Raw genomic sequence first — 23554 nt, 5'->3', positions numbered from 1 at the left:
AACGGCGTCTGCCTGAGGCAGCAGCGTATTCGATAGGAAACATGTTCGCACACCCGGCATTGACCCCGCGTCTGAAGGAGAGAAACCATCATGACCCAGGACAAAACCGGACCAGATGCGACGCCTCGCATCGGACTTGATCTCGGGCGTCAGATTTTTGATGAACCCAATGGTAGCCGCCCCAAGGATCAACAATCAGGCGCCAGCGAGGAGAACATCCGCCAGAGAGCCTACGAGATATGGGAGAGCGAAGGCCGGGCCGGCGACCCGCAGGATCACTGGTACAGGGCAGAGCGCGAACTGAACGAAAGCCACCAGGAGCAGTCCTTAGCAACTTCGGAGGAGACCTCCCCGGATGCGACTGTGAGCGCAGTGCAAGCTGTGAGTGAACAGACTGGCGGAGAAGGGGCCGCGCAGAAGAAAGCCCGCCGTAAGCGCACCACCTAGAAGTTCAAGCCCAGGCCAAATCCGGCACGTGTCAGTCACGGGTGCTGTCGTTCGGCATACGCCCCCGGGCGACGATGCGCCGTCTAGCGTCTGATCCTGACAGGGCGGACAGGCGGCAGCGGCGCCCGTCCGGCGCCGCCTCTATCTGGCTTAGGCTTAGGAGGCGGCAGCGGTACTTCCTTGTCATAGGCCAGCTTCCAGACGGCTCTCCTGTTCCCGCGCCGTCCGGCCGCGAGTTCACCGGCAATCCATCGGGTCATCAGCGGTGCGGCGACGCTCGTGCCGTTCATGGCAGTGACGGAGCCACTGTGTGTTCCAGCCGCGAGAACGCCGGATTGGACGGTCGAGTCGTCGCTCACCGTCAGCGCGTCGGGCCCGCAGCGATGGGGCCAGGTGGCGCCGGCCGGCTTCGTGATCGGCCCGCCGGCGGAATAGGCGGGCGGCCGCAGCTCACTGCGCAGCAGGCCGCCGATCACGATCGTGTCCTTGCCCGTGGCGATCGCGTTCATCGAGCCTGAGCGCTTGACAGGGCATGCTGGATCGTCCTCCTCCAGTGGGCGGCCGTCATGGCCGTAGATCTCGTAGCTGGGAACATCGAAATAGGCTTGCCGCCCTCGGCGCGGGTAGCCGACAGGCGCATCGTCCCGCTGAACCCAGGCTTCGATGGTCTCCGGCGGCGACAAGGCCAAGTTGTTCAGACTGAGGTTCCACAACCCCGCCGGCACAACCGGATCGGTGGGAACGGGAGAGTTCTCCGACTCGATCCGCAGGGTCGGCTGAAGAGAGATCAGGAACATGCCGCGTTCCGAGGGCGCAGGGAAGAAATGGTATCTCGCCTCGCAGAGCACCTTCCCGTCCACATCGTATTGGAGAATATAGGTGTCGTTCTCCTCCAGCGGAGGACTGGCGTCGCCCTGCGGGGTCGTGATGGTCAATTCCACACGGTTCCCTGCAGCGGCGGAGGTCGGGAGCCAGACCTCGACGAAACTTGGCGTAAGATCGTCAGGCAGCATGCGCAGGGGCAGGGTCGTCTGCTCGCCTGCGGCTTGGAACGAGACCGTCGCGTGGGCACGCGCCAGATGGCTGTTGCCAGAGGGAATGACGACCCGCATCGGCTTGTTGCCAGGGATGGTGTTGTGCTCGCGCAGGATCTTGTCGAAGGCCAGTTCGATCTCGTGCGTGCCGTCATGAGGGCCGGCGAGCAGCCCATAGCTGAAATTGACCACGACCGGCAGGCTCCGACCCGGCCCCGCAATCGCCTGGGCTCTGTCGCGGATGTACTCCAAAGCCTTGACGGCATAAGGCGCAAGGCTGGCGCCGGACGAGTCGGCTGTTGTTGCAGTGGGCAGTTGAACGCACACAATGCGCCAGTCCGGTGCCTCATCAGGATCCCATCCGCAGGCAAGATCCATCACATGGGCGCCGTGAGAGGCGCGCCAAGCCACGCTCTTGCGACCATCGCGTGTAAAATCGGCAACTCCGGCGCGACGGTAGATCTCATCCTCGTCGATGAAATTCCCGTACCGGCAGGTCACCAGAAGGTTGTCGATTTCTGTCTTGGGAATCTCGAAACCGTTATCGTACCCGATCGGCACGTTACCGGCGGGGCCGTGCTGCACCCACACATACTCGACTCGGGTCGTGCCGTCGGGCTTGCGGAAGCGTTCGTGGGCAAAGGGTATGCCGTCGTCGATGATGCCGATGACGACGGTGCGCGGTGTCACACCCGGCGATGGCGATTGAGGCGGGCGAACCTCTTCATAACTACGGTGCGCCACGGACGAGGAGGGCAGGGGCGGACCGATGGTGAAGCGCTCCAGGCTTTCGAAGAAGCGCCGAAATTTTCGGCTTTGGATCAGCCGAAGCGTTTTTGTGAGGGGCAGAAATTGGACGTCGAAGGGCTGCGCGTCACGAGGCGGCTGCTCCGGCATGTCGGGGTTTTCAGCCGCACTTCGCCAGAGCGCCCAAGCCTCTTCATCCCATTGCGGCGTCTTGCGGCGCAGAAGGATCGGAACGCTCTGTTCCTTGACGGACGGCAGCCGGAAGTCCTGCAACCCCGGCCCGAGAGCCCAAAAGGAATAGGGGTCGACGACGGATCGAGGAATGGGATCGATCTTCGGCTGCACGCGCTTCCAGGCCATGGGACGCTCCTGCTTTCAAGATGTGGAAGGGCCACTTACTCCCATTCCGCCATCGCCTTGTCCCAGAGCCAGGCGAGAACATAGGATTGGTGCGCCGGATCGATCGCCTGATCGTTGGCTTCGTATTCCACGGAGTAGCCCGCGGCCCCCTGCATCGACGTGAGCTTCTCCGTTGTCACGTCGTAGAGCTCGTGCCAGATGAAGTCGGCATCCTCAGGATACTTCTCTCCCTCGAAACGCCATGCCCTGTATCCGGCCGCGCCGCAGCAGCGATTGACGAAGTACTCGCCGAGCGTCAGGCCGAGGACCGCACCGGCGGCACTGTCCACGGGAAAATGCACGCCTGCGATGGTCCGGTTGATGGCGATCCTCGCTGCGAGACGAAGAAGCTGGGTGCGCCAATCCGTGCTGTCGTACCCTGGCCTTCCGGAGGCTTTCATCAATTTCCACAGCACAAGGGCTGCCGCGAACGCCTCCGTAGCGTGCCCGCTCGGAAGCGCTCCATGGGCCGGTGTGACGATCAGCGGTTGGATCTGCGGGGAGTATTCGAGCGGCCGGCGACATGCGAGACCCTGCTTCACTCGAAGGTGCACGAAGAGCGCCAGCCGCAGGACGGCCGCCAGAAGTTCCAGGGTATGGGGCGTACGGTCCGGGTGGAGTTGGGCGACGGAGCTCAAGAACGTGATGCCGCCGCCGATCTGCGCCAGGATCTCGCTCTGCCGATCAGGACGGAGCTCGGCATAGTTGTTCACCAAGGTGAGCTGTGCCTCGAAGACGGCGTCTGTCGGACGGGCCATCAGGATGAGGGGCTTGTACACCGGTGCAGGAGCATTGGCTCCCACAGGCGCTGGGACCTCGAGGTGCCAGACCGCCATGTGGCGCGGATCCATGGTGGCATCTTCCAGCGTGAAGCCGAGACGGGAGACCATCTCCGCATCGATGACAGCAGCACGGACCCAGGGAGACCAGAGATCGAGATTGTCGCTGTCCTCCAAGTCGAGCTGATCGGGGATGGAAGCCGGTGCGCGCCATTGACCGACGATCCCGTCCCGGCTGCGGATGAGAGCATCGCTCATGAGGGGTGAGTCGTAAACACCACCGCCCACGCCACCCACGCCACCCACGCCTCCAACACCCCCGACGCCGCCAACGCCACCCACCCCTCCGACACCACCTATGCCCCCAACACCGCCCACTCCGCCGACCCCACCGAGAGGGCCGATCCCTGCTGATAAGTAGCTCACGTTGGTCCACTCCCTGGTTATCGAAATCCGCCGCTACTCAGGTACCCCCGCCTGGTGCAGCACGGACGCCCATTCTTCCCCCGTCTTGTATCCGGCACTGGGCGAGCGCTCCCGCCAGCTGCGGATGGTGAGATGCGGCTCAAGCTGCATGAGCCTTTCCACCGTGCGGCGAGCATCGTCGTGATGCCCGAGCTCCCACTGGGCGATTGCCATGGCGCGCAGGGTGGAGGTGTGGGTGCAGTTGGATTTCAGTGACCGCTGAGAGAGCTTCAGGGCGCGGTCGAATTGATGAGCCGCGAGGTGAGCGGTCGCGGCAAGCGAATCGTAGAAATAGCGGTGAGGATCGAGCGGCGACAGCTTCCGTGCCCTCTGCGTGCAACTCACAGCCTGCTGCCCTTCATCCTTGAACGCGTGAAGTGTGCCCTTGAGCAGCCAGGCGAGGGAGTCGTTCGGATTGTTCAGGAGAGCGAGATCGTAGCGATCCATGGCGACGTCGAGCTTTTTCAGGAGGTTCGTATGGACGAAGCCGTCGATGGAAAGCGCCAGGGAGCATTGCGGATCGGCATCCAAGGCCTGCTTCGTGCTGCGCAGGGCGAGTTGAGCGTCCTGCCGGGGATCGTCCGACCATCCTTGCTGGACCCGCAGGACGTGCCACTTGGCAAGCCACGCGCGGGGAACAGCCTGACGCGGTGCCCGCTCGATGAGAGCCTCGAGGAGCCTGCGCGCCTCATTGAAATCGTAAGGAGAAAGGCGATGCATCAGGGCTACGGCTGCGAGCAGCAGCGTATAACTTTTCAAGGTTGGCAGAGCCTGGGACTGTGCCCGCTGCAGCTCGCTCACCATGACGGCAGCATTCACATTGGCTGCGATCTCATCGATCAGGTCCCGTTTGCCGGAGATGATACCGCTCAAATTGCCCTTATAACGGGCCGACCATGCAACCTGGCCGGACTTGGCTTCGGCGAGCTCAACTTCCACGATGATCTGCCGGCTTCTGATGTGGTAGAAGCCGGACAGCACGTAATTCGCGTTCAAATTGACACTGACCTGGCTCAGGGACGCCTCCCTGCCTCGGAAGACGGTTGTCGACAGTCGCGATATGACGTGCAGCTCTGGAGAGCGCGAGAGGTCCTGAATGAGTTCCTCCGCAAGAACCTCACCCAGGACGTGATGCGCGTCCTCGGGATCACGCGTCGTGAAGGGGACAACGGCTAACGTCGGAAGCAGATCTTCCAAGGAGGATGCCGCCTCGATCACCGGTCGCGGCCCGGGTGGCCCCACCCGGTAAGCTCGCACGGGCTGCGGCATGTGCTTGAGATAGCATTCGCCGAGATCCTCGATATCTGCGTCGAGATCTGCCGTGAGGCGGTCGCGCACATTAGCCGAGATGACGATTTCGCCAGGACCTGCAAGGGTGAGGATCCTTGCCGCCCGGCTGACACCACGCCCGTAGAGATCGGCCTGATCGATGATCACATCGCTGATCTCGATCCCTATCCTGAGCATGATCTGCTGGGCTGAGGGAATTGCCTGGTTTTGCCGACTGCGTTCCTGCTGGATCGAGAATGCGGCGGAAATGGCCGACCGGACGTCGTCGAAGTCCAACAGCATCCCGTCGCCCAGGCCTTTCGTGAAGTGCCCATTGTGATCAGGAAGGATGCGGCTCCGGACGTGCTCGACGAAGGTCAGCCAACGGGAAATGAACTCCGACTCGTCCTGCTCGACGAGGCGGACGGATTCGACCACGTCGACAATCAGAACCGCCCGCTTGGCTCGTACGGCGGCGGGGAAGGGATCTTCGGATTGGTGGCCGATCTGCATCGAAAAAAGCTCGCAACATTGTTCCTGCCCACAGGGTGGCTCGCTGATGTAACAGACGATGTTGGAAGTCTTTTTGTTTAATCCTAACGCAATCAGGCTCGGTTTGACAGTCCAGGAGTGAGTACCCAACCTTCCTTCATGACGCGACTGAAGAGTTCTTGGCTCGTTAGGACAATATCGGTTGGCTGCGGTGCGTCGCTCTCTGGTGAGGCTCTGCCGATATGAAAAGGCCCGGCATCTGCCGGGCCTTTTCATCCGAAGACGTGATCAGTTGGCGCTTCGTGTGCCACGCTCCAGGACCAGGCCTGCGGCCGTGCGGGCTGCGAAGCCTTTCCAGTAGGTATGCTCGGGCTTGAACGAGCCGTCCTTGTTGGCTGCAAAGACGCCTTCTCTTGCCCGCTCCACGGGCAGATCCAAATAGCTCCCGAGTTCCGTGTCTGCCTTGACGTAGCGCCCCAGGAAGGCCGTAACGAAGTGCTGGGTGATGTTGTTCATGCGCACCGTGTCCCACACCGGGTCGGCATAGTGGTTGAAGGGCGTCGAATTTCCACCTTCCGCGGTCTGCCAGCTTTCGACCGGTGCCGGAATCGGGGCCGCCGCGTTGTGGTTGGCATTCTCGAAGGTGAGCATGTAGCGGTCCGCGTTGGTGGTGCCGGTGTAGAGCGCACGCACGCCCTTTTCATAGCCGGAAACATCATCCTTGCTGCCGGCCACATAGAGGATCGGCGTCGTGACCCCGGCGAGTCCCTCCTGGTTCCAGAATCCGCGCTGCATGCCCCAGGGGGCGATGGCGACTACGGCCTTGATGCGCTCGTCCCGCAGCTTCCTGTGGGTTTCGGACCCGGCCAAATGTACGGACAGCATGCCAGCCGGCACACCTGAATCGTAGGCGACTGCTTCCTTGGTGACACCGGCCCCGGCGGTAATCACCGCCCCGTATCCGCCCATCGAATAGCCGATCAGGCCGGTTCGTGAGGTATCGACCAGTCCATTCAGGAAGTGTCCGTTCTCCTTCGACAGTTGATCGATGGCGTTGAGCACGAAAACCTGATCGAGGGGGCGGTTGATCAGAGTCGACCCGAACTTGCCCTGGTCCGTGTAGGTGGAATCCGCATGATCGATGGCTGCCACCGCATAGCCCTTCGTTGCGAGGTTTTCCGCAAGGTGGCTGAGCAGGAAACGGTTGCCCGGGTAGCCGTGACTGATGATCACCAACGGGTAGAGGCTGCCCGACGCCTTCTTGGGATGGGCATCGCGCACCGCTTTGCCATGGAGCGTGACCTGGGTCTTGCCGTCACGCAGGAACACACCGGCATAGTCGCCCGATTGCTTTCCGCCCGTCTCCGCCGGATACCAGACTTCCAGAGTAAGCTTGCGGTCGTAGCGCGGAGGCTCCTGTCCGGCTGCTGCCTTCAGGACGTCGATCTGATTCTTGTTGATCACATCGATGGTGCGGACGCCGATTCCATGCTCGCCATGCTTGGCCAGGGCCGGCGCGTCAGGACGGATCAGATCGATGCGATTGTGATGGGTCAGGTCCTGTGCGGATGAGGGAGAGGGAATGGCAAGCAGGATCAAGGTCGCCAAAGCTGCACTTCTCACGAGGGTTCCTCCTGGATGATTTGTGGATGCCGAACCGGCAGGGTGCTTCCGGAACGCCGATCATGCACCGCCCTGTGACACGATGAAGACGTGTCAGGCGGAATCTGCCGCTCCCTGCGGCGCGAAGAATTTGTATTGTGAGTTGATCAGGGCCTCCGATCCGGCTTTGGACACATCCGCATAGTACCATTGCCTCAGCGCGGCCGAACGCGAGTAGAGCCCAAGTTCGACCCGGCGATCCGGCATCGCATGTCGGAGACGCTGCTGAAGCCCTTCTCGTGTGCCATCTCCTCGGCGCTCCGCGGCTGGCCCGTCTTCGGGCCGAGAACAGGTGGCATCGGTGTCGGAGGATGAGAGGCAAAATCCCTTCCAAGGATGTCCAGGACTCGAAGGAGCGGGTTCTGAGTTAGAGGTTAGAGCACGAGACATCTCTGCTGGCATGTAGGGGCCATATTGGCCGAGAGTGATGTCACATATAGCGGGCGCCGGGTCTAAATTAAGAGACTGTTAACAATGAAAAAGGACGCTTCGAAGTGAAGCAATGTTCCATTGGCAAGACAAGGCAGGACAGCCGCGTCGCGATCGCCTATCGTCTCCGGGAGCATAGCAAGTGGCAGGGGCAGACATGAGCATCGAGGATCTCAAGGCCAAGGTTGCGCGTGAGTTCGGGACGCCCGCTGTGGTGGTCGACCTGGATGTGGTCGAGCGCAACATCGGCAGAGTGCAGGGGCTGTGCGATGCGGCCGGTGTAGCCAACCGGCCTCACATCAAGACCCACAAGAGCCCCGTGATCGCCTCCATGCAGCGGGATGCCGGCGCTCGGGGCATCACCTGCCAGAAGATCGGCGAGGCTGAAGTGATGGCCGAGGCCGGGCACGACGATATTTTGATCGCCTACAACATCCTGGGCGAGGAGAAGCTCGCCCGTCTCGGCAGGCTTCTGTCCCGGACGAAGGTGACCGTCGCAGCCGACAACCCTACTGTAGTGGCCGGCCTGCCGGAGGCTGCCGCCATCGCCGGGCGGGAGTTGGGGGTGGTGGTGGAGTGTGACACCGGGCGCAAGCGGGCTGGGGTCGAGACGGTTGCGGAAGCCGTGGCTTTGGCGAAGCACATCGCATTGCGCCCGGGGCTTTCCTTCGCCGGGTTCATGCTGTACCCGCCGGAAAATGCCATGGACGAGACGCAGGCCTTTCTGGATGAGGCCGTAGCCGGGGTCCGCAGCCTCGGTCTCGAGCCCGAGATCGTGTCATCCGGCGGGACACCCAACCTCCTGAACCTGGGCAGGATCAAAGGTGTGACCGAGCACCGGGCCGGGACATCCGTGTTCAATGACCGGATGATGCTGGCAGCAGGCGTCGCGCAGCTGCAGGACTGCGCGCTGACTGTCTACGCCACCGTGGTGAGCCGGGCTGCACCGGAGAGGGGCATTGTCGATTCAGGGTCGAAAACCCTGACGAGCGACACCGGCGGGCTGGAGGGGCATGGCCTCATCCTCGAACATCCCCAGGCCAAGATTGCCCGCTTTGCGGAAGAGCACGGCTTCCTGGATCTGTCAGGCTGCAATGATCGTCCGAATGTCGGCGACGTGGTCCGGATCGTTCCCAACCACGTTTGTGTTGTGGTCAACATGGTCGATCGTCTTGTTGCGGTGCGCGGCAATGACATCATCGGCGAACTGCCTGTCGCGGCGCGTGGGCGTCTGACATGATGCCAGCCTCATGTCAGGCGAAGGCCGTGCGCAGACGAGATGAACTCTAACGAGCCGCGCCTGCTGGAGCGCCACCCACGGACTGAACGGAGCGGGCTCCCGACTCGATCCCGGCGGCGAGACTTTTGCGAAGGTCACGCCCATTCAACCAGGCATGGAGAAAGCCGGCATTGAATGCGTCGCCGGCACCGGTGGTATCGACGACCTCGATGCGGAGCGCTTCAGCACGGACTATCTCCGAATCGTCGGACGCTATGGCGCCTTCATCCCCGCATTTCAGCACGACCAGGGGAAAGCTCTCCCGAAGTCTTGCCAGAATGACCTCAGGCCTGCTCTCGCCGGTCAGCGCCCGCCCTTCCTCGAAGTTCGGGCAGAAGATATCGATCCCTTTGCAGGTTTCGAAGAACCCAGGATCCTGCCGGATCAGCAGATCGTCCCAGCTCGGGTCGAGGGAGATTGTCAGCCCGCAATCCCGAGCCATGGGGATGACCTCGGGTATGTCATTGAGCGTAGCAAACTCCGCGATGTGCAGATGGGTTACGTCGGGGCTCGAAAGGGCCCGCTCCAGGTCGGCAGGCCTGGATCCGCTGGCGCGACGGGATACGAAGGCCCGCTCGCTGCCTCTGACCAGCGCCACGGTGGGCTGAGGGCCGGCATCTTCAGAGCGCTCCACGAACGAAAGGTCGATGCCGCTGGCGGCAAGTTCCTGTTCAAGCGCGCGTGACAAGGGATCCAACCCTAACCGAGAGAGAAGCGCTGCCGGTCGCTGGAGCGCCGAGAGATGGGCGGCCGTGATATAGGCTCCACCGCCGGCGGCAATCGTCACATCCTGAGCGAATCTTTCCCGGCCCAGCGCCGGCATCTCGCTCAGGCCTGTGAAGATGATGTCGCAGTAGGTTCTGCCAAGACACAGGACCTTGCTTCTCCCGGTGTATGCCGCATTCATCGAGCCGCCAGGGCCTTTTCGGTCGACTTGTCGAAATAATACAGCCGGTCAACCGGTGCATGAAGGGTCATATGCTCGCCGACCTTGGGGATCAGCCGGCCCGGCGCCAAGCCGATGATGGTCTGCCCGTCATTCTCGATGTGAACAAGTGTTTCGGAACCCAGGGTTTCCACGACGACCACGGTGCCTGCCAGGGTCAGACCTGTTGCATCGCCTCCGGCCGGCATGAGATCCTGAGGACGAACGCCGACGAGGATCTCGGGTGTCGTCGCCACAGCTGCCGTCGCCGGCAGGATCCCGCCGGCTGCCAGCTCGATCCGGCCATTTCGAACAGCAGCTGGGAGCAGGTTCATGGTCGGGCTGCCGATGAATCGTGCCGTGAACACATCGACTGGGCTCTCGTATAGCTCCAGCGGAGAGCCGACCTGCAGGATCCGGCCATCTCTCATCACAACGATCCGGTCCGCCATGGTCATGGCTTCCACCTGATCATGGGTCACGAAGACGGAGGTCGTGCCGAGCCGGTGATGGAGGCGTTTGATCTCGATACGCATTTGAGTGCGAAGCTGCGCATCGAGGTTCGAAAGCGGCTCATCGAAAAGGAAGGCCGATGGATCGCGGACCATGGCGCGTCCGATGGCGACGCGCTGGCGCTGCCCGCCTGACAGGGCGGAAGGGCGGCGCTCCAGAAGCTGGGTAAGCCCCAAGGTTTCGGCAACCTGCTCGACGCGGGCTCGCTTTTCGCTCTTCGAGAGCTTGGAGCGGTAGAGACCGAAGGCGATGTTGTCGGCAACCGTCACATGCGGATAGATCGCATAGTTCTGGAACACCATGGCGATGTTCCGCTCCTTGGGCTGGAGATCGTTCACCACGCGCCCGTCGATGCGGATCTGGCCGCCACTGATCTCCTCAAGACCCGCAATCATTCTGAGCGTCGTGGACTTGCCGCAGCCTGAGGGGCCGACCAGCACCACGAACTCGCCGTCCTGTATCGCAAGATCGATCCCGTGAACCACGGTGGTGCGCCCATAAGCCTTGAACAGGCGATCGATTTCAATGGTCGCCATCAGCGATCTCCGAGAAGTGCGATGAAACGGGAATGGAGATCTTCAGATGACGCCGCCTCACGCACTTGGGCTGCCTTCATCCGCGCCTTGATGCCTGAGATTTCTTCACCATAACCGGCAAGAGCCTGCGCGAGAGCCTGGGGTCCAGGGCCGCCGAAGCGATCACGGACAGCGACGAAGTTTTCAGGGGAAACGATCTCTGCAAAGCTCTCCCGTCCCACGGATGGCACGCGACCTGTACAACGCTTGAACGCTGTCTCGAACGCCTCGTAGCCATCTGTCCCTATGTCGCCGCCCGCGCTGACAACGGAGCGGGACACTTCGGCTGCGATCTCGTGAGCCTCCCGGAAGGACAGGCCTTCCAGGCGCACGAGACTGTCGGCGAGTTCCGTGACCGTGATGCAGCTGCGGCGGATGTTCTGGCGAACCCTGTCGGGATTGATGTGAAGGGCCGGAACGAGGGCAGCAAGCAGGTCGAGGACCCGTCCGCCGCTCTCGAAGGCGCCATAGCCGAAGCCCTGGCTCTCGCCCTCGCTGTCATTCATATCCGTGAAGGGCGTGTTGTGCATGATCGTGAGCATGGCCTGCGCCCGCCCGACCGTCTGCGATGCAAGATGGCGCATGTGCTCGATGGGAACGGGATTGCGCTTCTGCGGCATGATCGAACTGATCTGCACGAAAGCGTTGGGCACGTAGACCTGCCCGACCTCGAAGCTCGTCCAGAACTGCAGGTCCTGGATGAAACGGCCGAGATGCAGGAAGACGAGGTCGATCGCCGAATAGGTTGAGGTGATGTAGTCGATGGAGGCGATGCAGCCATAGGAGTTCTGCAGTGGACGGCTGAAGCCGAGGAGGTGCGCCATCAGGTTCCGGTCGATGGGGAAGCCGCTGGTGGTGATGGCGGCAGCACCCATAGGGCTGCGGTCCACGATGTCTCGGGCGGCCTCCAGACGGGCGATGTCGCGCAGCAGGGTTTCCAGAACGGCCGAGAGATAGTGGCCGAAGACGGTCGGCTGCGCAGGCTGGCCGTGGGTGTAGGCGACGATGAGGGTTTTGCTTTCCCTCCGGGCGACGGAGGCCAAGGTTTCGGCCAGGCGCACCAGGCGCTCGAGCAGAGGATCGATCCTGTGTTTGAGGCCGAGCTTGAAGAGGGTGTGGTCGATATCGTTGCGGGATCGTGCCGTGTGAAGGCGGCCTGCGAGATCCGGCCCCAGGCGGGCGCGAAGCTGCTTGTCGATGAGGAAGAAGAAATCCTCCACCTCACCGGTATAGCTGAGGCTGCCGACATCCACCTCCCTGTCGATGGCGTCGAGAGCCTGGGCGATCGGGCGGGCCTGCTCGATGGTGAGAATGCCGGTCTCGTAGAGCATGATGAGATGGGCCCGGTCGATCAGGCGGAAGCCTTCCACGTGATGATCACGGGCACCATCGAAGAGCGGGCGAAGCACGGTTTCCTTGTAGACCGGGTCCGGGAAGACGGAGGTGTCGTTGAAGGTGCCTGCAGTCATCGGCTTTAGCCTTTAAGTCCGGCGAGCATCACGCCCCGGACGATGTAGCGCTGGAGGAACAGGAAGAAGATGAGAGTGGGAAGGGTCGCGATGCTCGCACCCGTCATGATCTTTTCCCACTGGATCGACTGCTCAACGGCGAAGCTCGAAAGGCCCACGGGCAGGGTGTAGAGCTCGGCGCTGGTGGTCACGATGAGCGGCCAGAAGAACGCGGTCCAGTTGCCCAGGAAGGTGAAGATCGCGAGCGCCGACAGGGCAGGAGTGACCAGTGGCATGGCGATCTTCCACCAGATGGTGAATTCGTTCAGCCCATCAATGCGTGCAGCTTCGAGGAAGTCGTCCGGCACACCCTCGAAGAACTGTTTCATCAGGAACGTGCCGAATGCCGTCATCATACCCGGGAACATGATGCCCCAGTAGCTGTCGATCCAGCCGAACTGGCTTGCCATCAGATACCAGGGCAGAACCAGCATCTCGGTCGGGATCATGAGGGTGGACAGGATTGCGATGAACACGATGTACCGGCCCCGGAACCGGAACTTCGCCAAGGTGTAGCCGACGAGGCTGTCGAAGAACACATTGGAGAGGGTGACGATGATCGCCACGATCATCGAGTTGATGAACCAGCGGGTGAAGCGGCCGTCGCTCAGGATCTCGACGTAGTTGTCGAGGGTCGGCGCCTGCGGAACGATGCGCAGATCGTAGACCTGAGAGGCATCCTTGAGGGACGTGGAGAGCATGAAGAGCAGGGGCGTCACCATGATGACGCCACCGATGAAAAGCAGCGTCCAGGCGATGATCCTGCCGGGTCTGACGCGTGACATGGGAAGTGCCCGAGAGGCGGAGGCGTCTTTCATCAACGGTCCCTCATGAGGCGCAACTGGACAACGGAGATCATGAGCAGGATCAGGAACAGCACGACGGTCTGGGCTGCCGCATATCCCATCTCGTAGGAGCTGAAGGCAGTCTGATAGATCATCAGCACGAGAGGCTTGGTGGAATTCAGCGGACCGCCCGGATCGTTCGTGTTGATGTTATAGACCTGATCGAAGATGCGCAGGAAGCCGATCGACGAGAACACGACGAGGAAGACCAAGGTGGGTTTGAGCAGAGGGATCGTGATCTTGCGCAGGATCGCACCTTCCGACAGGCCGTCGATACGGGCCGCTTCGTAGTACGTGACCGGAATTGCGCGGAGGCCCGCGAGGAAGATGATGATCTGGAAGCCGAGCCCTGCCCAGATGGCCGGCGCCAGCACGGCCGGCAGCGCCTGCGTGGTCGAGCGGAGGAACGGCTGCTGGGGTATTCCGAAGCTCGAGAGGATATCGTTGATCACGCCGATGGGAACGGGCTGATAGAACCAGCGCCAGACCCAAGCCATCGCGGCCGCCGTGGTGAGAAACGGGAGGAAGTACAATGCGCGGATGAACGAGTGCATGAAGCGCACACGGTCGAGATAATAGGCGACCACGAACGAGATCAGCAGGCTGATCGGCGTGCCGATGATCAGGTACATGAAGGTGTTGCGGAATACCTGCCAGAAGAGCGGGTCCGCATAGAGCCTCTGGTAGTTCTCCAGCCCCACATAGGAGGCTGGTCGTGTGATCGTCCAATCCGTCACGGACAGGTAGAAGGCCTGGAAGGTCGGCCAGAACCGGATGACGATGTAGAAGAGGAGGGGAACCGCGAGGAAGCCCCAGGCCCATATCAGCCGTTTCTGGCCGAGGCTCATCCTCAACCAGAGGCCGCCGGAGGCGACCTCACGATCTGCAGCAACGGACATGTGCTTCGTCCCCGCGGAGCTTGGCTCAGCGCTTTGCGCGGTCGAGGATGGCCTGCTCGGCTTCCGCCGCCTTGGCGAGCGAGGTTTTGGGATCCTCGTTGCCGATCAGAACGCGGTTGGCCATGTCGATGGCAACCTGGCGCTGGGCTGCCTCGTCCTTGAAGAGGGTGGTATGGGCGTATTCCAGACCCTTCAGGAACGGTCCATAGATCGGATGAGCGATGTTCTCAGGAGTCAGGGCGGCTGTGCGGCGCGCCGGCAATTCGCCGACGACTTCCATCCAGACCTTCATGGCCTCGGGCGAGGAGACGTACTTCAGAAACTTCTCGGCAGCCGCCAGCTTCTCGCCCTCGGCCTTGGTGGTGATCGCATTGGCGAAGTAGCTGGCGTAATTGCTGCGCACGCCTTGCGCATTGGCCGGGAGCTCCGTCACGCCCCATTCGAAGGCCTTGATCGTGCCGAAGGAGCCGAGACGGAAGGTGCCGTCGATGGTCATGGCGGCAAGGCCCGCACGGAAGGCAGCCTGCCCTTCGTCCATGAAGCCCGCCTGGCCGACCTTATGCTTCTTCTGCAGATCCGTGTAGAAGGTCAGCGCCTTCAGACCTGCCTCGTCGTTGTAGGACACCTTTGTATCGTTTTCGGTGTAGGGGACGCCACCGAACTGACGGATCAGGACTTCGCGCCACCATTGGTGATCCTGCCCGCCCATATCGAGGGTCATGCCGGCGGAAATGATGTTGCCGCTGCTGTCGCGCTTGGTGGTCTTTTCCGCGGCGGCGACCAGCTCATCGATGGTCTTCGGCGGATTATTCGGATCAAGACCCGCATCCTTGAAGGCCTTCTTGTTGTAGAACAGCGCCAGGGAGCGCACGGCGGTCGGCAGGCCGTAATACTCGTTCCCGCGCTTCATCGCGCTCACGATCGGGAAGAAGTCACGTTCGATGTCGGCGCCCGGGAACGCTTCCGCGCGGAGCGGGCGGATCATCTTGCCGGCAATGAAATTGTCGGTCCAGCCGTAGAAGAGCTGCACCACGTCGGGGCCCTGACCCGCAAGGATCGCGGCGGCAACCTTCGTCTGGTAGTCGGCGTAGGGGAAGGTCGTCTGCTTGACCTTGATGTCTGGGTTCGCCTCCTGGAACTTGGCGATCAGCTGGTTCATGGCCTTCACGCGCGTGTCGAACACGTACTGCCAGTATTCGATCTCGACCGCCTTGGCTCCGGTAGTGGCTAGAGTGGCGAAGCCCAGGGCGACGCTCGCAAGCATATGACGAAAACGCATATCCCTCTCCATGATCTCAGGCGCCGAGCGCCCACGCTTCTCTGGTCGCGGCCTTCTGGAGGACCGTTCCGAGTGCAAGGCTCCCTTAGAGTGAATGACCTGTCAATAAGATAATTCACTTGAGTTATTCATTGTCTCACGCCATCGTTGTGCGGTGGAGTGGTGGAGATGCCGAGAAAATCCAAAACCGGGGCGCGATCGACGATCGGAAGCAATCCGGAGCGGAACCGCTCCCATAACCGCCGTGTGGTGCTGGACGTCGTTCGTCAACTGGGACCGGTCGGGCGCATGGAGATCTCGCGCCACGCCCATCTGAGCACACAGGCTGTTTCGAATATCGTCGATGAACTGGTCACGGACGGGCTTCTCATCAAGACCGGACGGCTCAGGGCCGGGCGCGGGCTGCCGCCGATTCAGTTCGCAGTCAATCCGAACGGCGGCATGACCGCCGGCATCGAGATTGCGGCCGATCATGTCTCCACTCTTCTTGTCGACATGGGGGGCCTTGTCCGTGCGCAGCGCAGTGTTCCCATCCAGCGGAACGATCCCGGGACGGTGCTCCCGGTCATCAAGGCGGAGATCGCGGCCGCACAGGCGCAACTGAAGTCGCCTGCACCTCAGCTCCTCGGCGTCGGCGTCGTGATGCCCGGTCCCTTCAATGTCGAAGGTATGACGTCTGTCGGACCCACGACTCTGTCGGGCTGGCTCGACTTCGACGCAGTCGCCGGCATCGGGCAGATGCTCGATGTTCCCATCACCCTTGAGAACGACGCCACGGCAGCGGCCGTGGGCGAGCGTCTTCATGGTGCGGCCAAGGAGCTGAGGAACTTCTGTCTCATCTATTTCGGTCAGGGCCTTGGTCTGGGAGTCATGATCGACGGGCGCCCGTATCGTGGGGCCAATGGCAATGCCGGCGAGATCGGACACGTGCTCGTGGAGAAAAGCGGGCGCCTCTGCTCCTGCGGCCAGCACGGCTGCCTCGAGGCCTATGCCTCCATCCAGGCTTTGACCGAGCGCCTCGCCGCGGCGGGGGTCCGGGGGGCCGATTATGCACACTTGGAACGGCTGCACCGTGAGAGGCATCCGGTCGTCACGGCGTGGGTCCAGGAGGCAGCCGACTATCTCGCGCCTCAGATCGCCATGCTCGAAAACCTCTTTGATCCGGAAGCCATCGTGATCGGAGGCGCTCTCCCGCCGGGCCTGCTGGAGGACCTGACACAGGCCATGCAGCCGCTCCCCCTGTCCGTGGCCCACCGTCGGAATCGGAGCGAAGCGCGCCTGATTCATGGGCGGACAGGACGGTTTACTGCAGCCCTGGGCGCTGCTGCCCTGCCGCTCCTCGAGACGATGACCCCACGTCTCGACACGGCTCATGCGGCCCGACGTGAACGACAGAACGAGGAGATCTCCCTTGCTGGATGACCACAGCCGTCTTTCTCGCGCCATCCATCAGCCGGCGCTCGTTCGCCTGCATCGTGCGCTGAGCCGGCTGCAATCCGTGCTGACCGTCATGAACACAGGGGCCCATCCCGACGATGAAATCAACGGCATGCTGGCGGCCCTGCGCTTCGGCTATGGCATGCGCGTCGTCGTCGCCTGCTCCACCCGGGGTGAGGGCGGCCAGAATGCCCTCGGCCCGGAGCGCGGCGGCTTGCTGGGCGTTCTCCGGACAGCCGAGATGGAGGAAGCCGCACGGCGCATCAATGTCGACGTAGCTTGGCTCGGGCACGGGCCCGAGGATCCGGTCCACGATTTCGGCTTCTCCAAGAATGGGGATGATACGCTCAGGCGATGGGGCGAGGAACGCATTGTCGAGCGCCTTGTCCGCGCTTATCGCAAGTATCGGCCCGACATCGTCATCCCGACTTTCCTGGATGTGCCAGGACAGCACGGCCATCACCGTGCGATGACACGAGCCGCCGAAAAGGCGTTCGTCATGGCCGCCGATCGCGCCGCATTTCCGGAACATGCGGAGCTGGACCTCCAGCCCTGGCAGGTTTCGAAGTTCTACCTCCCTGCATGGTCGGGGGCCGGCTATGCCTATGACGACGAAGCGCCTCCGCCGCCGGAGACGCTCAGCCTCCAGGTTGCCGGCCGTGATGAGGTCACGGGTCTGGCGTATCGTCAGCTCGGCGAGTGGTCACGCGCGGCACATGCGTCGCAAGGGATGGGTGTTTGGCGCGACAATCCCATCGATCGGTGGAGTCTCCACCTCAAGCTTCGCGCCGGCGGTCCAGCCGGGCCGGAAGGCGACATCCGCGATCACCTGCCTGCCAATCTGGCCAGCCTTGCTGCTTCGTCGGACTTGGCAGGGGCTGCGGTCACAGCCCTGCGGGGAGCACAGGAGCATCTCGACACGGCACTTGCGGCGTTCCCGAACCGCGGGAGAATTGGCCGGGAACTCGGGCAGGCAGCGCGTCTGATCGAAGAGGCTGGGAAGACCATGGGTCAGGAGCAGTCTGACCGCATGAGGCATCGCCTCGATCGCAAGCTGCGGGAGATCGATGCCGTTCTGTTCGAGCTGCATGCAAATGTGCGTGCAGGTTTCAGGGGCGGGTGTCATCCGGGAGCGAAGGTGGCTCTGGACATTCACGTTGACGCGCCAGGACTTGAAGATGTTGCGGTCGTGCCCCGGCTCCCGATCGGTGTCGAGGCGATGGAGACGGCGAGTGGGGCGGGGCGTTCGGAATATGCCGTTCTGATCCCGGCATCGGCGTCTCATACGGGCAACTATCCTGAGGCTTACGACTCTATGGGCGGTAACGGTGATGGCTGTGTCATCGTGTCGGCTCAGGTGGAAGGGCGAACCATTCACGTTGACGTCGATCCCGAGGTGTCCTTGAGGATCGGCCCCTCGCAGTCCTTGGTGATCGATCCCGCCACGGTCGTCCTCAAGACCGGCGACGAGCCGTCCGGCATACGAGTCAAAGCTATAGGGGCTGAGCCCGGCGAGTGGCAGGTACCGGCCGGCTGGGCCGTTCGAAAGAGTGACGCCGATTGGATCGTCGATCCGCCACAGCAGGCCAGCGCGGGTGTCTCAACGCTCATCCCGATTGTGGATGGGAGACCGGCAAGCCAGGTCCAGCCCGTTGCATACGCACATATACGGCCAACCTCCTTCGTCACGCCGGCTGAGATCAAGATCCTGACCGTCGACGTTGCACTGCCGGAAAACGCACGGATCGGCTATATCGGGGGCGGCAGCGACAATGTGGGTGCCCATATGCGCCGCCTTGGTCTGGATGTAGTGGAACTCGGCGAAGCCGAGCTGAAAGCCGGATCCCTATCTGAGTACACGACGATTCTCGTCGGCATCTTTGCGTTCGGACTGAGGCGGGACCTGCAGGCTGCCACGACACGGTTGCACCGGTTCGTGGACGATGGGGGTCATCTGGTGACGCTCTATCATCGTCCGACCGATGCCTGGGATCCCGATCACACGCCGCCACGCAGGCTTGCCATCGGGTCGCCGTCGCTGCGGTGGCGCGTAACCGATCCTTCGGCTCCGGTAACCGTTCTGCAGCCCGCTAGCCCGCTGCTCACCTACCCAAACCGTATCGCTGCGGCAGACTGGCAGGGTTGGGACAAGGAGAGAGGGCTATATTTCGCGTCCGACTATGATCTGGCTTATGAGGAGCTGCTTTCCCTGAGTGACCCTGGCGAGAGGCCTCTCAGGGGTTCTCTGGTTTCAGCCCGCATCGGACGGGGACGCCACACCCATGTGTCCCTCGTGTTGCATCAGCAACTGGACAAACTCGTTCCCGGGGCCTTCCGGCTTCTCGCGAACCTGGTTCAGCACGCCTAGAACAGCATGACAGCTGACGTGGGCAGCGCCTCGCAGGAACCGGCCGTCCCGCTCTGGCACAGCGCAGGATGGCTGCTGCTCGATATGGCGCTGGTCACGACGATGCAGGCCATCGTCAAGATCCAAGGTGAAACCTATCCGGCCGTCCAGCTTGTTTTCCTTCGGTCTCTTGTGGGACTCCTGACGGTGGCGCCGCTTGTCTGGCGTCACCGCGCTGAACTGACAAATCTGTCGAATCTCCGCGACCATCTGGTACGGGTCGGGTTCAATTCGGCGGCACTCACCCTCAACTTTGCGGCCTTCGCGGCTCTTCCGCTCGCGTTGGTCACCGCCATCGGCTTCACCCGGCCTCTCGTGCTGATGGTTATGGCGGTCGTTTTGCTCGGGGAAAAAGTGAGCAGGACCCGCTTTGTCCTGGCGGGTGTGGGTTTCGTCGGCGTCCTGATCATGGTGCGGCCGGACTCCATTGCATGGAATGCGGGATTGCTCGCCGCGTTCGGATCCGTGATCTTCGGTTCCATGGCAGTGGTGCAGACCAGACGTCTTGCCGGTGAGAGCACCATCGTGCTGATGCTGTTCTACACGGTTGGGCTCACTTTCCTGACTGCGATCCCTGCTGCCATCGTCTGGGTTCCGGTTCCCTGGGCCGGGGCGCCAACCGTCGTCCTCATCGGTGTCTTGGCGCAGCTCGGCCAATATTGCTGGCTCAGAGCCTACCAGAAGCAGGAAGCCAAGTTGCTCGCTCCGATCGGATACCTGTGGATCCTCTTCTCCGGTCTGACAGGCTGGCTTTTCTTTGAGGAGATCCCCACTCTGTCGCTGTGCATCGGTGCCGGAGTGGTCATCCTGACCACCGTGCTGGTTACGCCTGTCGAGCGTTGGTTCGAGGGCCGGCGAGCTTCCTAGTATCCTGCAAATGCCGCCTCTGATGGAGGCGAGCCTACTTGAAGGGCCATGTCTTCCGATCATTTACATAGGCTGGTCGAACGCCGCAGATGAACGGCGTCAAGCGGGAGGCCGCCCCAGATGAGCGATGAGCCGAAGATCAAGCCATATCCCGGTCCTGCGGGTGGATGGGGATCCGTCCGTTCCGTCGAAAGCATCCTGGCAAAGGAAGGGCGCCTCGTCAGCGGCAACGCCATTCTGCTCAAGCAGAACAAGCCTGACGGTTATGCCTGCGTGAGCTGTGCCTGGGCGAAGCCCGCCGACCCGCATCCCTTCGAATATTGCGAGAACGGCGCCAAGGCCACCGCCTGGGAACTCACCACAAAGAGGGTGACGCCCGAATTCTTCAGCAAGCACACCCTAGCCGAACTGCGGACGTGGTCGGATCACGACCTCGAGGAAGCCGGTCGTCTGACCCACCCGATGCGGTATGACAATGAGTCCGATACTTACGTCCCGGTCAGCTGGGACGAGGCTTTCAAGGAGATCGGCCAGGAGCTGAAGGGCTTCGATCCACGTCAGGTGGTGCTCTACGCCTCCGGCCGTGCGTCGCTCGAGACATCCTACATGTGGGCGCTCTTCGCCCGGCTCTATGGCACCAACAACCTGCCGGATTCCTCCAACATGTGCCACGAGAGCACCTCCGTGGCGCTGCCGGAGAGTATCGGCGTTCCTGTCGGCACGGTGATCCTCGACGATTTCGAACTGACCGACTGCATCCTGTTCTTCGGACAGAATGTCGGAACCAACAGCCCGCGCATGCTGCATCCGCTGCAGGAGGCGTCCAAGCGCGGCGTACCCATCATCACCTTCAATCCCCTCAAGGAACGCGGCCTTGAGCGATTCACCAATCCGCAGGCTCCCACAGAGATGCTGACCGGGTCTGAGACCCGCATTTCGTCGCAGTATCATCAGGTGAAGATCGGCGGCGACGTCGCGGCTCTCATGGGGATGGCCAAGATCCTGATCGAGACCGACGATAAGGCACGGGCCATGGGAGGAAGGCCAATCCTCGACCATGCCTTCATCGCCGAGCACACCCACGGCTTCGAGGAGTTCGCGCAGGCCGCCCGCCAGGCTCGGTGGCCTGAGCTGGAACGACGCTCCGGCCTCTCCCGCTCGACCCTAGAGGCGGCGGCTACGGCCTACGCTCGGGCGAATGCCGTCATCGGCATCTATGGCATGGGACTCACTCAGCACAAGGCAGGTGTCGAGAACGTGCAGATGCTCGTGAATCTGCTGCTCTTGCGCGGGAATATCGGCAAGCCTGGCGCCGGCATCTGCCCGGTGCGCGGCCATTCCAATGTTCAGGGACAGCGAACGGTAGGCATCGCGGAGAAGCCTGAACTCGTGCCTCTCGACAAGCTCAAAGAGCAGTATGGTTTCGAGCCGCCGCGCTGGAAGGGCATGACCACGGTGGAAGTCTGCGAAGGGATCATCAAAGGTGAGGTGAAGGCGTTCGTCGCCCTCGGCGGGAATTTCGTGCGCGCCGCTCCTGAGACGGCCGCCCTGGAGGAGGCCTGGCCCCGCATCCGCCTGTCGGTGCAGATCTCCACGAAGCTCAATCGCAATCACCTCATTCCAGGCGAAGTCACCTATATCCTTCCCTGTCTCGGGCGGATCGAAATCGACGAACAGGCGACAGGACCTCAGGCCGTGGCGGTTGAGGACTCGACCGCCTGCATCCATGGCTCCAAGGGCATTGCGAAGCCTGCGAGTCCGGATCTCCTGTCCGAGCCGCGGATCGTGGCCGAACTCGCGAAGGCAACCCTTCCGCTCAATCCCAATGTGCCGTGGGACGAATGGGTTGCGGATTATGCCCGCGTCCGGGATGCCATCGAGGAAACCTATCCCGAGGATTTCCGCGCCTTCAACGAGCGCATGTGGAAGCCGGGCGGCTTCCACCGCCCCATAGCAGCGCGTGAACGTCGCTGGAAAACCAAGACGGGCAAGGCCAACTTCACCGTTCCGCAGAGCCTCGAGGCCGATCTCGGAATCGCCGAGACTGATCGCGACATCTTCAAGCTCATGACAGTGCGCTCCAACGACCAGTTCAATACCACGGTCTATGGCTACTACGACCGGTTCAGGGGCGTCAGGGGCACCCGCATGGTGCTCTTCATGAACCGCAACGACATCGCCCGACTGAGCCTCCAAGAGGGAGACACGGTCACTCTCACCACTGCCGTCGACGACGGCGTCGTGCGGCAGGTGGGCGGATTGCGGGTCACGCCGTACGACATTCCCGAAGGATGCTGCGCGGCTTACTATCCCGAGTGCAACCCCCTGATCCCGGTCTGGCACCATGCGGACAAGAGCAAGGTCCCGGCGGCGAAATCGATTCCGATCCGCATTGCGCTCCAGCAGAAGCAACTGCCGGAGGCTGCGGAATGAGCCTTCACCTGGAACCGGTCATCCGCCTGCCGCAGACCAGCGTCGACAAGGGGGCGTTTGCCGCCGGGGAGCGCGTGCTGCCGGAAGAGACGCCGGTGGCCCTCACTTATAATGGGTCCACTCATGCGGTGATGATGGCCAGTCCCGCGGATCTGGAGGACTTCGCCCTCGGCTTCAGCCTGTCCGAAGGGATTATCACCACGCCGGCTGACCTGACCTCCATGGAGATCGTCGAACACGACCTCGGTTGCGAGGTCAGGATGTGGCTTTCGGAAACCTGTGGCGGAGCGTATCGGACCAGGCGGCGTGCCATGGCAGGACCGGTCGGGTGCGGACTATGTGGGGTGGATTCTCTGGCGGAAGCGGTGCGGCCAGCCCCGAGAGTCGCCGGCACTCTCCAACTGCCTCCCGGGGCCATCGCGGCCGCCATGGCCGATCTGTCGAGGGCGCAGCGGCTCAACAGAGAGGCGAGGGCCATCCATGCCGCGGCTCTGTGGCGCCCTGGACCGGGTTTGATCGCGATCCGTGAGGACGTCGGACGGCATAATGCCCTCGACAAGCTTGCCGGAATCCTCGCGAAGGCCAACGAATCCTGCTCCGCCAGCATGGTGCTTCTGACGAGCCGCGTATCAGTCGAAATGGTGCAGAAGGCGGCCCGCATGGGTGCCCCGATCATTGCTGCGATTTCCGCTCCTACGGCCCTGGCCGTCAGGGTCGCGGATGGCTGCGGGCTTACCCTGGTGGCCGTGGCGCGCGAGGATTCCTTCGAGGTCTTCACCCATCCCGAGCGCGTCCAGCGTCTCGGGTCCTGAGTGAAAAGCGGCGCTGAAGGGCGGGGAACGATCGGGCGCCGAACCGATTGTC

Annotated in this window: 17 protein-coding genes; 7 read left to right on the top strand and 10 right to left on the bottom strand. The window is 62.4% G+C overall.

What is annotated here, in order from left to right:
* Positions 1-90 precede the first annotated feature (90 nt).
* Positions 91-447 carry a DUF2934 domain-containing protein gene (locus AC0QTX_RS10250; protein ID WP_474603737.1) on the top strand — a complete coding sequence of 119 codons (357 nt, stop codon included), beginning with the start codon at positions 91-93 and terminating at the stop codon, positions 445-447.
* A gap of 83 nt (positions 448-530) precedes the next feature.
* Here AC0QTX_RS10250 and AC0QTX_RS10245 read toward each other — a convergent pair whose 3' ends face one another.
* The 4 genes from AC0QTX_RS10245 to AC0QTX_RS10230 all read right to left on the bottom strand — a co-directional run bounded on the left by AC0QTX_RS10245 (position 531) and on the right by AC0QTX_RS10230 (position 7255).
* Complete coding sequence (locus AC0QTX_RS10245) at positions 531-2588, bottom strand: S8/S53 family peptidase (RefSeq protein WP_474603736.1); 2058 nt, start codon at positions 2586-2588, stop codon at positions 531-533.
* A gap of 35 nt (positions 2589-2623) precedes the next feature.
* Positions 2624-3832 (bottom strand): phosphatase PAP2 family protein, encoded by a 1209-nt coding sequence (locus AC0QTX_RS10240; RefSeq protein WP_474603735.1) that lies wholly within the window; start codon positions 3830-3832, stop codon positions 2624-2626.
* Between the two features lie 33 nt (positions 3833-3865).
* Entirely contained in the window at positions 3866-5653 is a 1788-nt protein-coding gene (locus AC0QTX_RS10235; protein WP_474603734.1) for an adenylate/guanylate cyclase domain-containing protein, read from the bottom strand.
* Positions 5654-5920: 267 nt separating this feature from the next.
* Positions 5921-7255, bottom strand: coding sequence for an alpha/beta hydrolase family protein (locus tag AC0QTX_RS10230; RefSeq protein ID WP_474603733.1), 1335 nt, complete (start codon positions 7253-7255; stop codon positions 5921-5923).
* Between the two features lie 625 nt (positions 7256-7880).
* Between AC0QTX_RS10230 and AC0QTX_RS10225 the strand changes: the two genes are divergently transcribed.
* Complete coding sequence (locus tag AC0QTX_RS10225) at positions 7881-8963, top strand: D-TA family PLP-dependent enzyme (protein ID WP_474603732.1); 1083 nt, start codon at positions 7881-7883, stop codon at positions 8961-8963.
* 46 nt (positions 8964-9009) lie between these two features.
* Here AC0QTX_RS10225 and AC0QTX_RS10220 read toward each other — a convergent pair whose 3' ends face one another.
* Genes AC0QTX_RS10220 through AC0QTX_RS10195 form a run of 6 tightly spaced genes read right to left on the bottom strand, consistent with a single transcriptional unit; the run spans position 9010 to position 15546 of the window.
* Positions 9010-9909 carry a carbohydrate kinase family protein gene (locus AC0QTX_RS10220; RefSeq protein ID WP_474603731.1) on the bottom strand — a complete coding sequence of 300 codons (900 nt, stop codon included), beginning with the start codon at positions 9907-9909 and terminating at the stop codon, positions 9010-9012.
* Entirely contained in the window at positions 9906-10976 is a 1071-nt protein-coding gene (locus AC0QTX_RS10215) for an ABC transporter ATP-binding protein (protein WP_474603730.1), read from the bottom strand. Before AC0QTX_RS10215 ends, AC0QTX_RS10220 begins: the two co-directional genes overlap by 4 nt.
* On the bottom strand, positions 10976-12484 hold the full coding sequence (gene argH / locus AC0QTX_RS10210; protein ID WP_474603729.1) for an argininosuccinate lyase: 1509 nt from the start codon (positions 12482-12484) through the stop codon (positions 10976-10978). The genes AC0QTX_RS10215 and argH overlap by 1 nt, the downstream gene beginning before the upstream one ends.
* Positions 12485-12489: 5 nt before the next feature.
* Positions 12490-13341, bottom strand: coding sequence for a carbohydrate ABC transporter permease (locus tag AC0QTX_RS10205; protein WP_474603728.1), 852 nt, complete (start codon positions 13339-13341; stop codon positions 12490-12492).
* Positions 13341-14267, bottom strand: coding sequence for a carbohydrate ABC transporter permease (locus AC0QTX_RS10200; protein ID WP_474603727.1), 927 nt, complete (start codon positions 14265-14267; stop codon positions 13341-13343). Before AC0QTX_RS10200 ends, AC0QTX_RS10205 begins: the two co-directional genes overlap by 1 nt.
* Positions 14268-14292: 25 nt before the next feature.
* Entirely contained in the window at positions 14293-15546 is a 1254-nt protein-coding gene (locus AC0QTX_RS10195; RefSeq protein ID WP_474603726.1) for an extracellular solute-binding protein, read from the bottom strand.
* 168 nt (positions 15547-15714) lie between these two features.
* Between AC0QTX_RS10195 and AC0QTX_RS10190 the strand changes: the two genes are divergently transcribed.
* From AC0QTX_RS10190 to fdhD, 5 genes are all read left to right on the top strand, one after another.
* Positions 15715-16968 (top strand): ROK family transcriptional regulator, encoded by a 1254-nt coding sequence (locus AC0QTX_RS10190; protein WP_474603725.1) that lies wholly within the window; start codon positions 15715-15717, stop codon positions 16966-16968.
* A complete protein-coding gene (locus AC0QTX_RS10185) occupies positions 16958-19351 on the top strand; it encodes a PIG-L family deacetylase (protein WP_474603724.1) in 2394 nt (797 codons plus the stop codon). Before AC0QTX_RS10190 ends, AC0QTX_RS10185 begins: the two co-directional genes overlap by 11 nt.
* Before the next feature lie 6 nt (positions 19352-19357).
* On the top strand, positions 19358-20257 hold the full coding sequence (locus tag AC0QTX_RS10180; RefSeq protein ID WP_474603723.1) for a DMT family transporter: 900 nt from the start codon (positions 19358-19360) through the stop codon (positions 20255-20257).
* Between the two features lie 120 nt (positions 20258-20377).
* Positions 20378-22690 (top strand): FdhF/YdeP family oxidoreductase, encoded by a 2313-nt coding sequence (locus tag AC0QTX_RS10175; RefSeq protein ID WP_474603722.1) that lies wholly within the window; start codon positions 20378-20380, stop codon positions 22688-22690.
* Positions 22687-23502 carry a formate dehydrogenase accessory sulfurtransferase FdhD gene (gene fdhD / locus AC0QTX_RS10170; RefSeq protein WP_474603721.1) on the top strand — a complete coding sequence of 272 codons (816 nt, stop codon included), beginning with the start codon at positions 22687-22689 and terminating at the stop codon, positions 23500-23502. The genes AC0QTX_RS10175 and fdhD overlap by 4 nt, the downstream gene beginning before the upstream one ends.
* Positions 23503-23554: the final 52 nt, after the last annotated feature.

This window comes from Microvirga sp. jy35, from assembly GCF_056148915.1.
Note: the sequence above shows the minus strand (reverse complement) of the source record. Positions and strands in the feature narration are given on the sequence as shown.

Coding starts and splice junctions, on each gene's coding strand:
- AC0QTX_RS10250 (WP_474603737.1), top strand. CDS start 91: ATGACCCAGGACAAAACCGGACCAGATGCGACGCCTCGCATCGGACTT.
- AC0QTX_RS10245 (WP_474603736.1), bottom strand. CDS start 2,588: ATGGCCTGGAAGCGCGTGCAGCCGAAGATCGATCCCATTCCTCGATCC.
- AC0QTX_RS10235 (WP_474603734.1), bottom strand. CDS start 5,653: ATGCAGATCGGCCACCAATCCGAAGATCCCTTCCCCGCCGCCGTACGA.
- AC0QTX_RS10225 (WP_474603732.1), top strand. CDS start 7,881: ATGAGCATCGAGGATCTCAAGGCCAAGGTTGCGCGTGAGTTCGGGACG.
- AC0QTX_RS10220 (WP_474603731.1), bottom strand. CDS start 9,909: ATGAATGCGGCATACACCGGGAGAAGCAAGGTCCTGTGTCTTGGCAGA.
- AC0QTX_RS10215 (WP_474603730.1), bottom strand. CDS start 10,976: ATGGCGACCATTGAAATCGATCGCCTGTTCAAGGCTTATGGGCGCACC.
- argH (WP_474603729.1), bottom strand. CDS start 12,484: ATGACTGCAGGCACCTTCAACGACACCTCCGTCTTCCCGGACCCGGTC.
- AC0QTX_RS10205 (WP_474603728.1), bottom strand. CDS start 13,341: ATGAAAGACGCCTCCGCCTCTCGGGCACTTCCCATGTCACGCGTCAGA.
- AC0QTX_RS10200 (WP_474603727.1), bottom strand. CDS start 14,267: ATGTCCGTTGCTGCAGATCGTGAGGTCGCCTCCGGCGGCCTCTGGTTG.
- AC0QTX_RS10195 (WP_474603726.1), bottom strand. CDS start 15,546: ATGCGTTTTCGTCATATGCTTGCGAGCGTCGCCCTGGGCTTCGCCACT.
- AC0QTX_RS10190 (WP_474603725.1), top strand. CDS start 15,715: ATGCCGAGAAAATCCAAAACCGGGGCGCGATCGACGATCGGAAGCAAT.
- AC0QTX_RS10180 (WP_474603723.1), top strand. CDS start 19,358: ATGACAGCTGACGTGGGCAGCGCCTCGCAGGAACCGGCCGTCCCGCTC.
- AC0QTX_RS10175 (WP_474603722.1), top strand. CDS start 20,378: ATGAGCGATGAGCCGAAGATCAAGCCATATCCCGGTCCTGCGGGTGGA.
- fdhD (WP_474603721.1), top strand. CDS start 22,687: ATGAGCCTTCACCTGGAACCGGTCATCCGCCTGCCGCAGACCAGCGTC.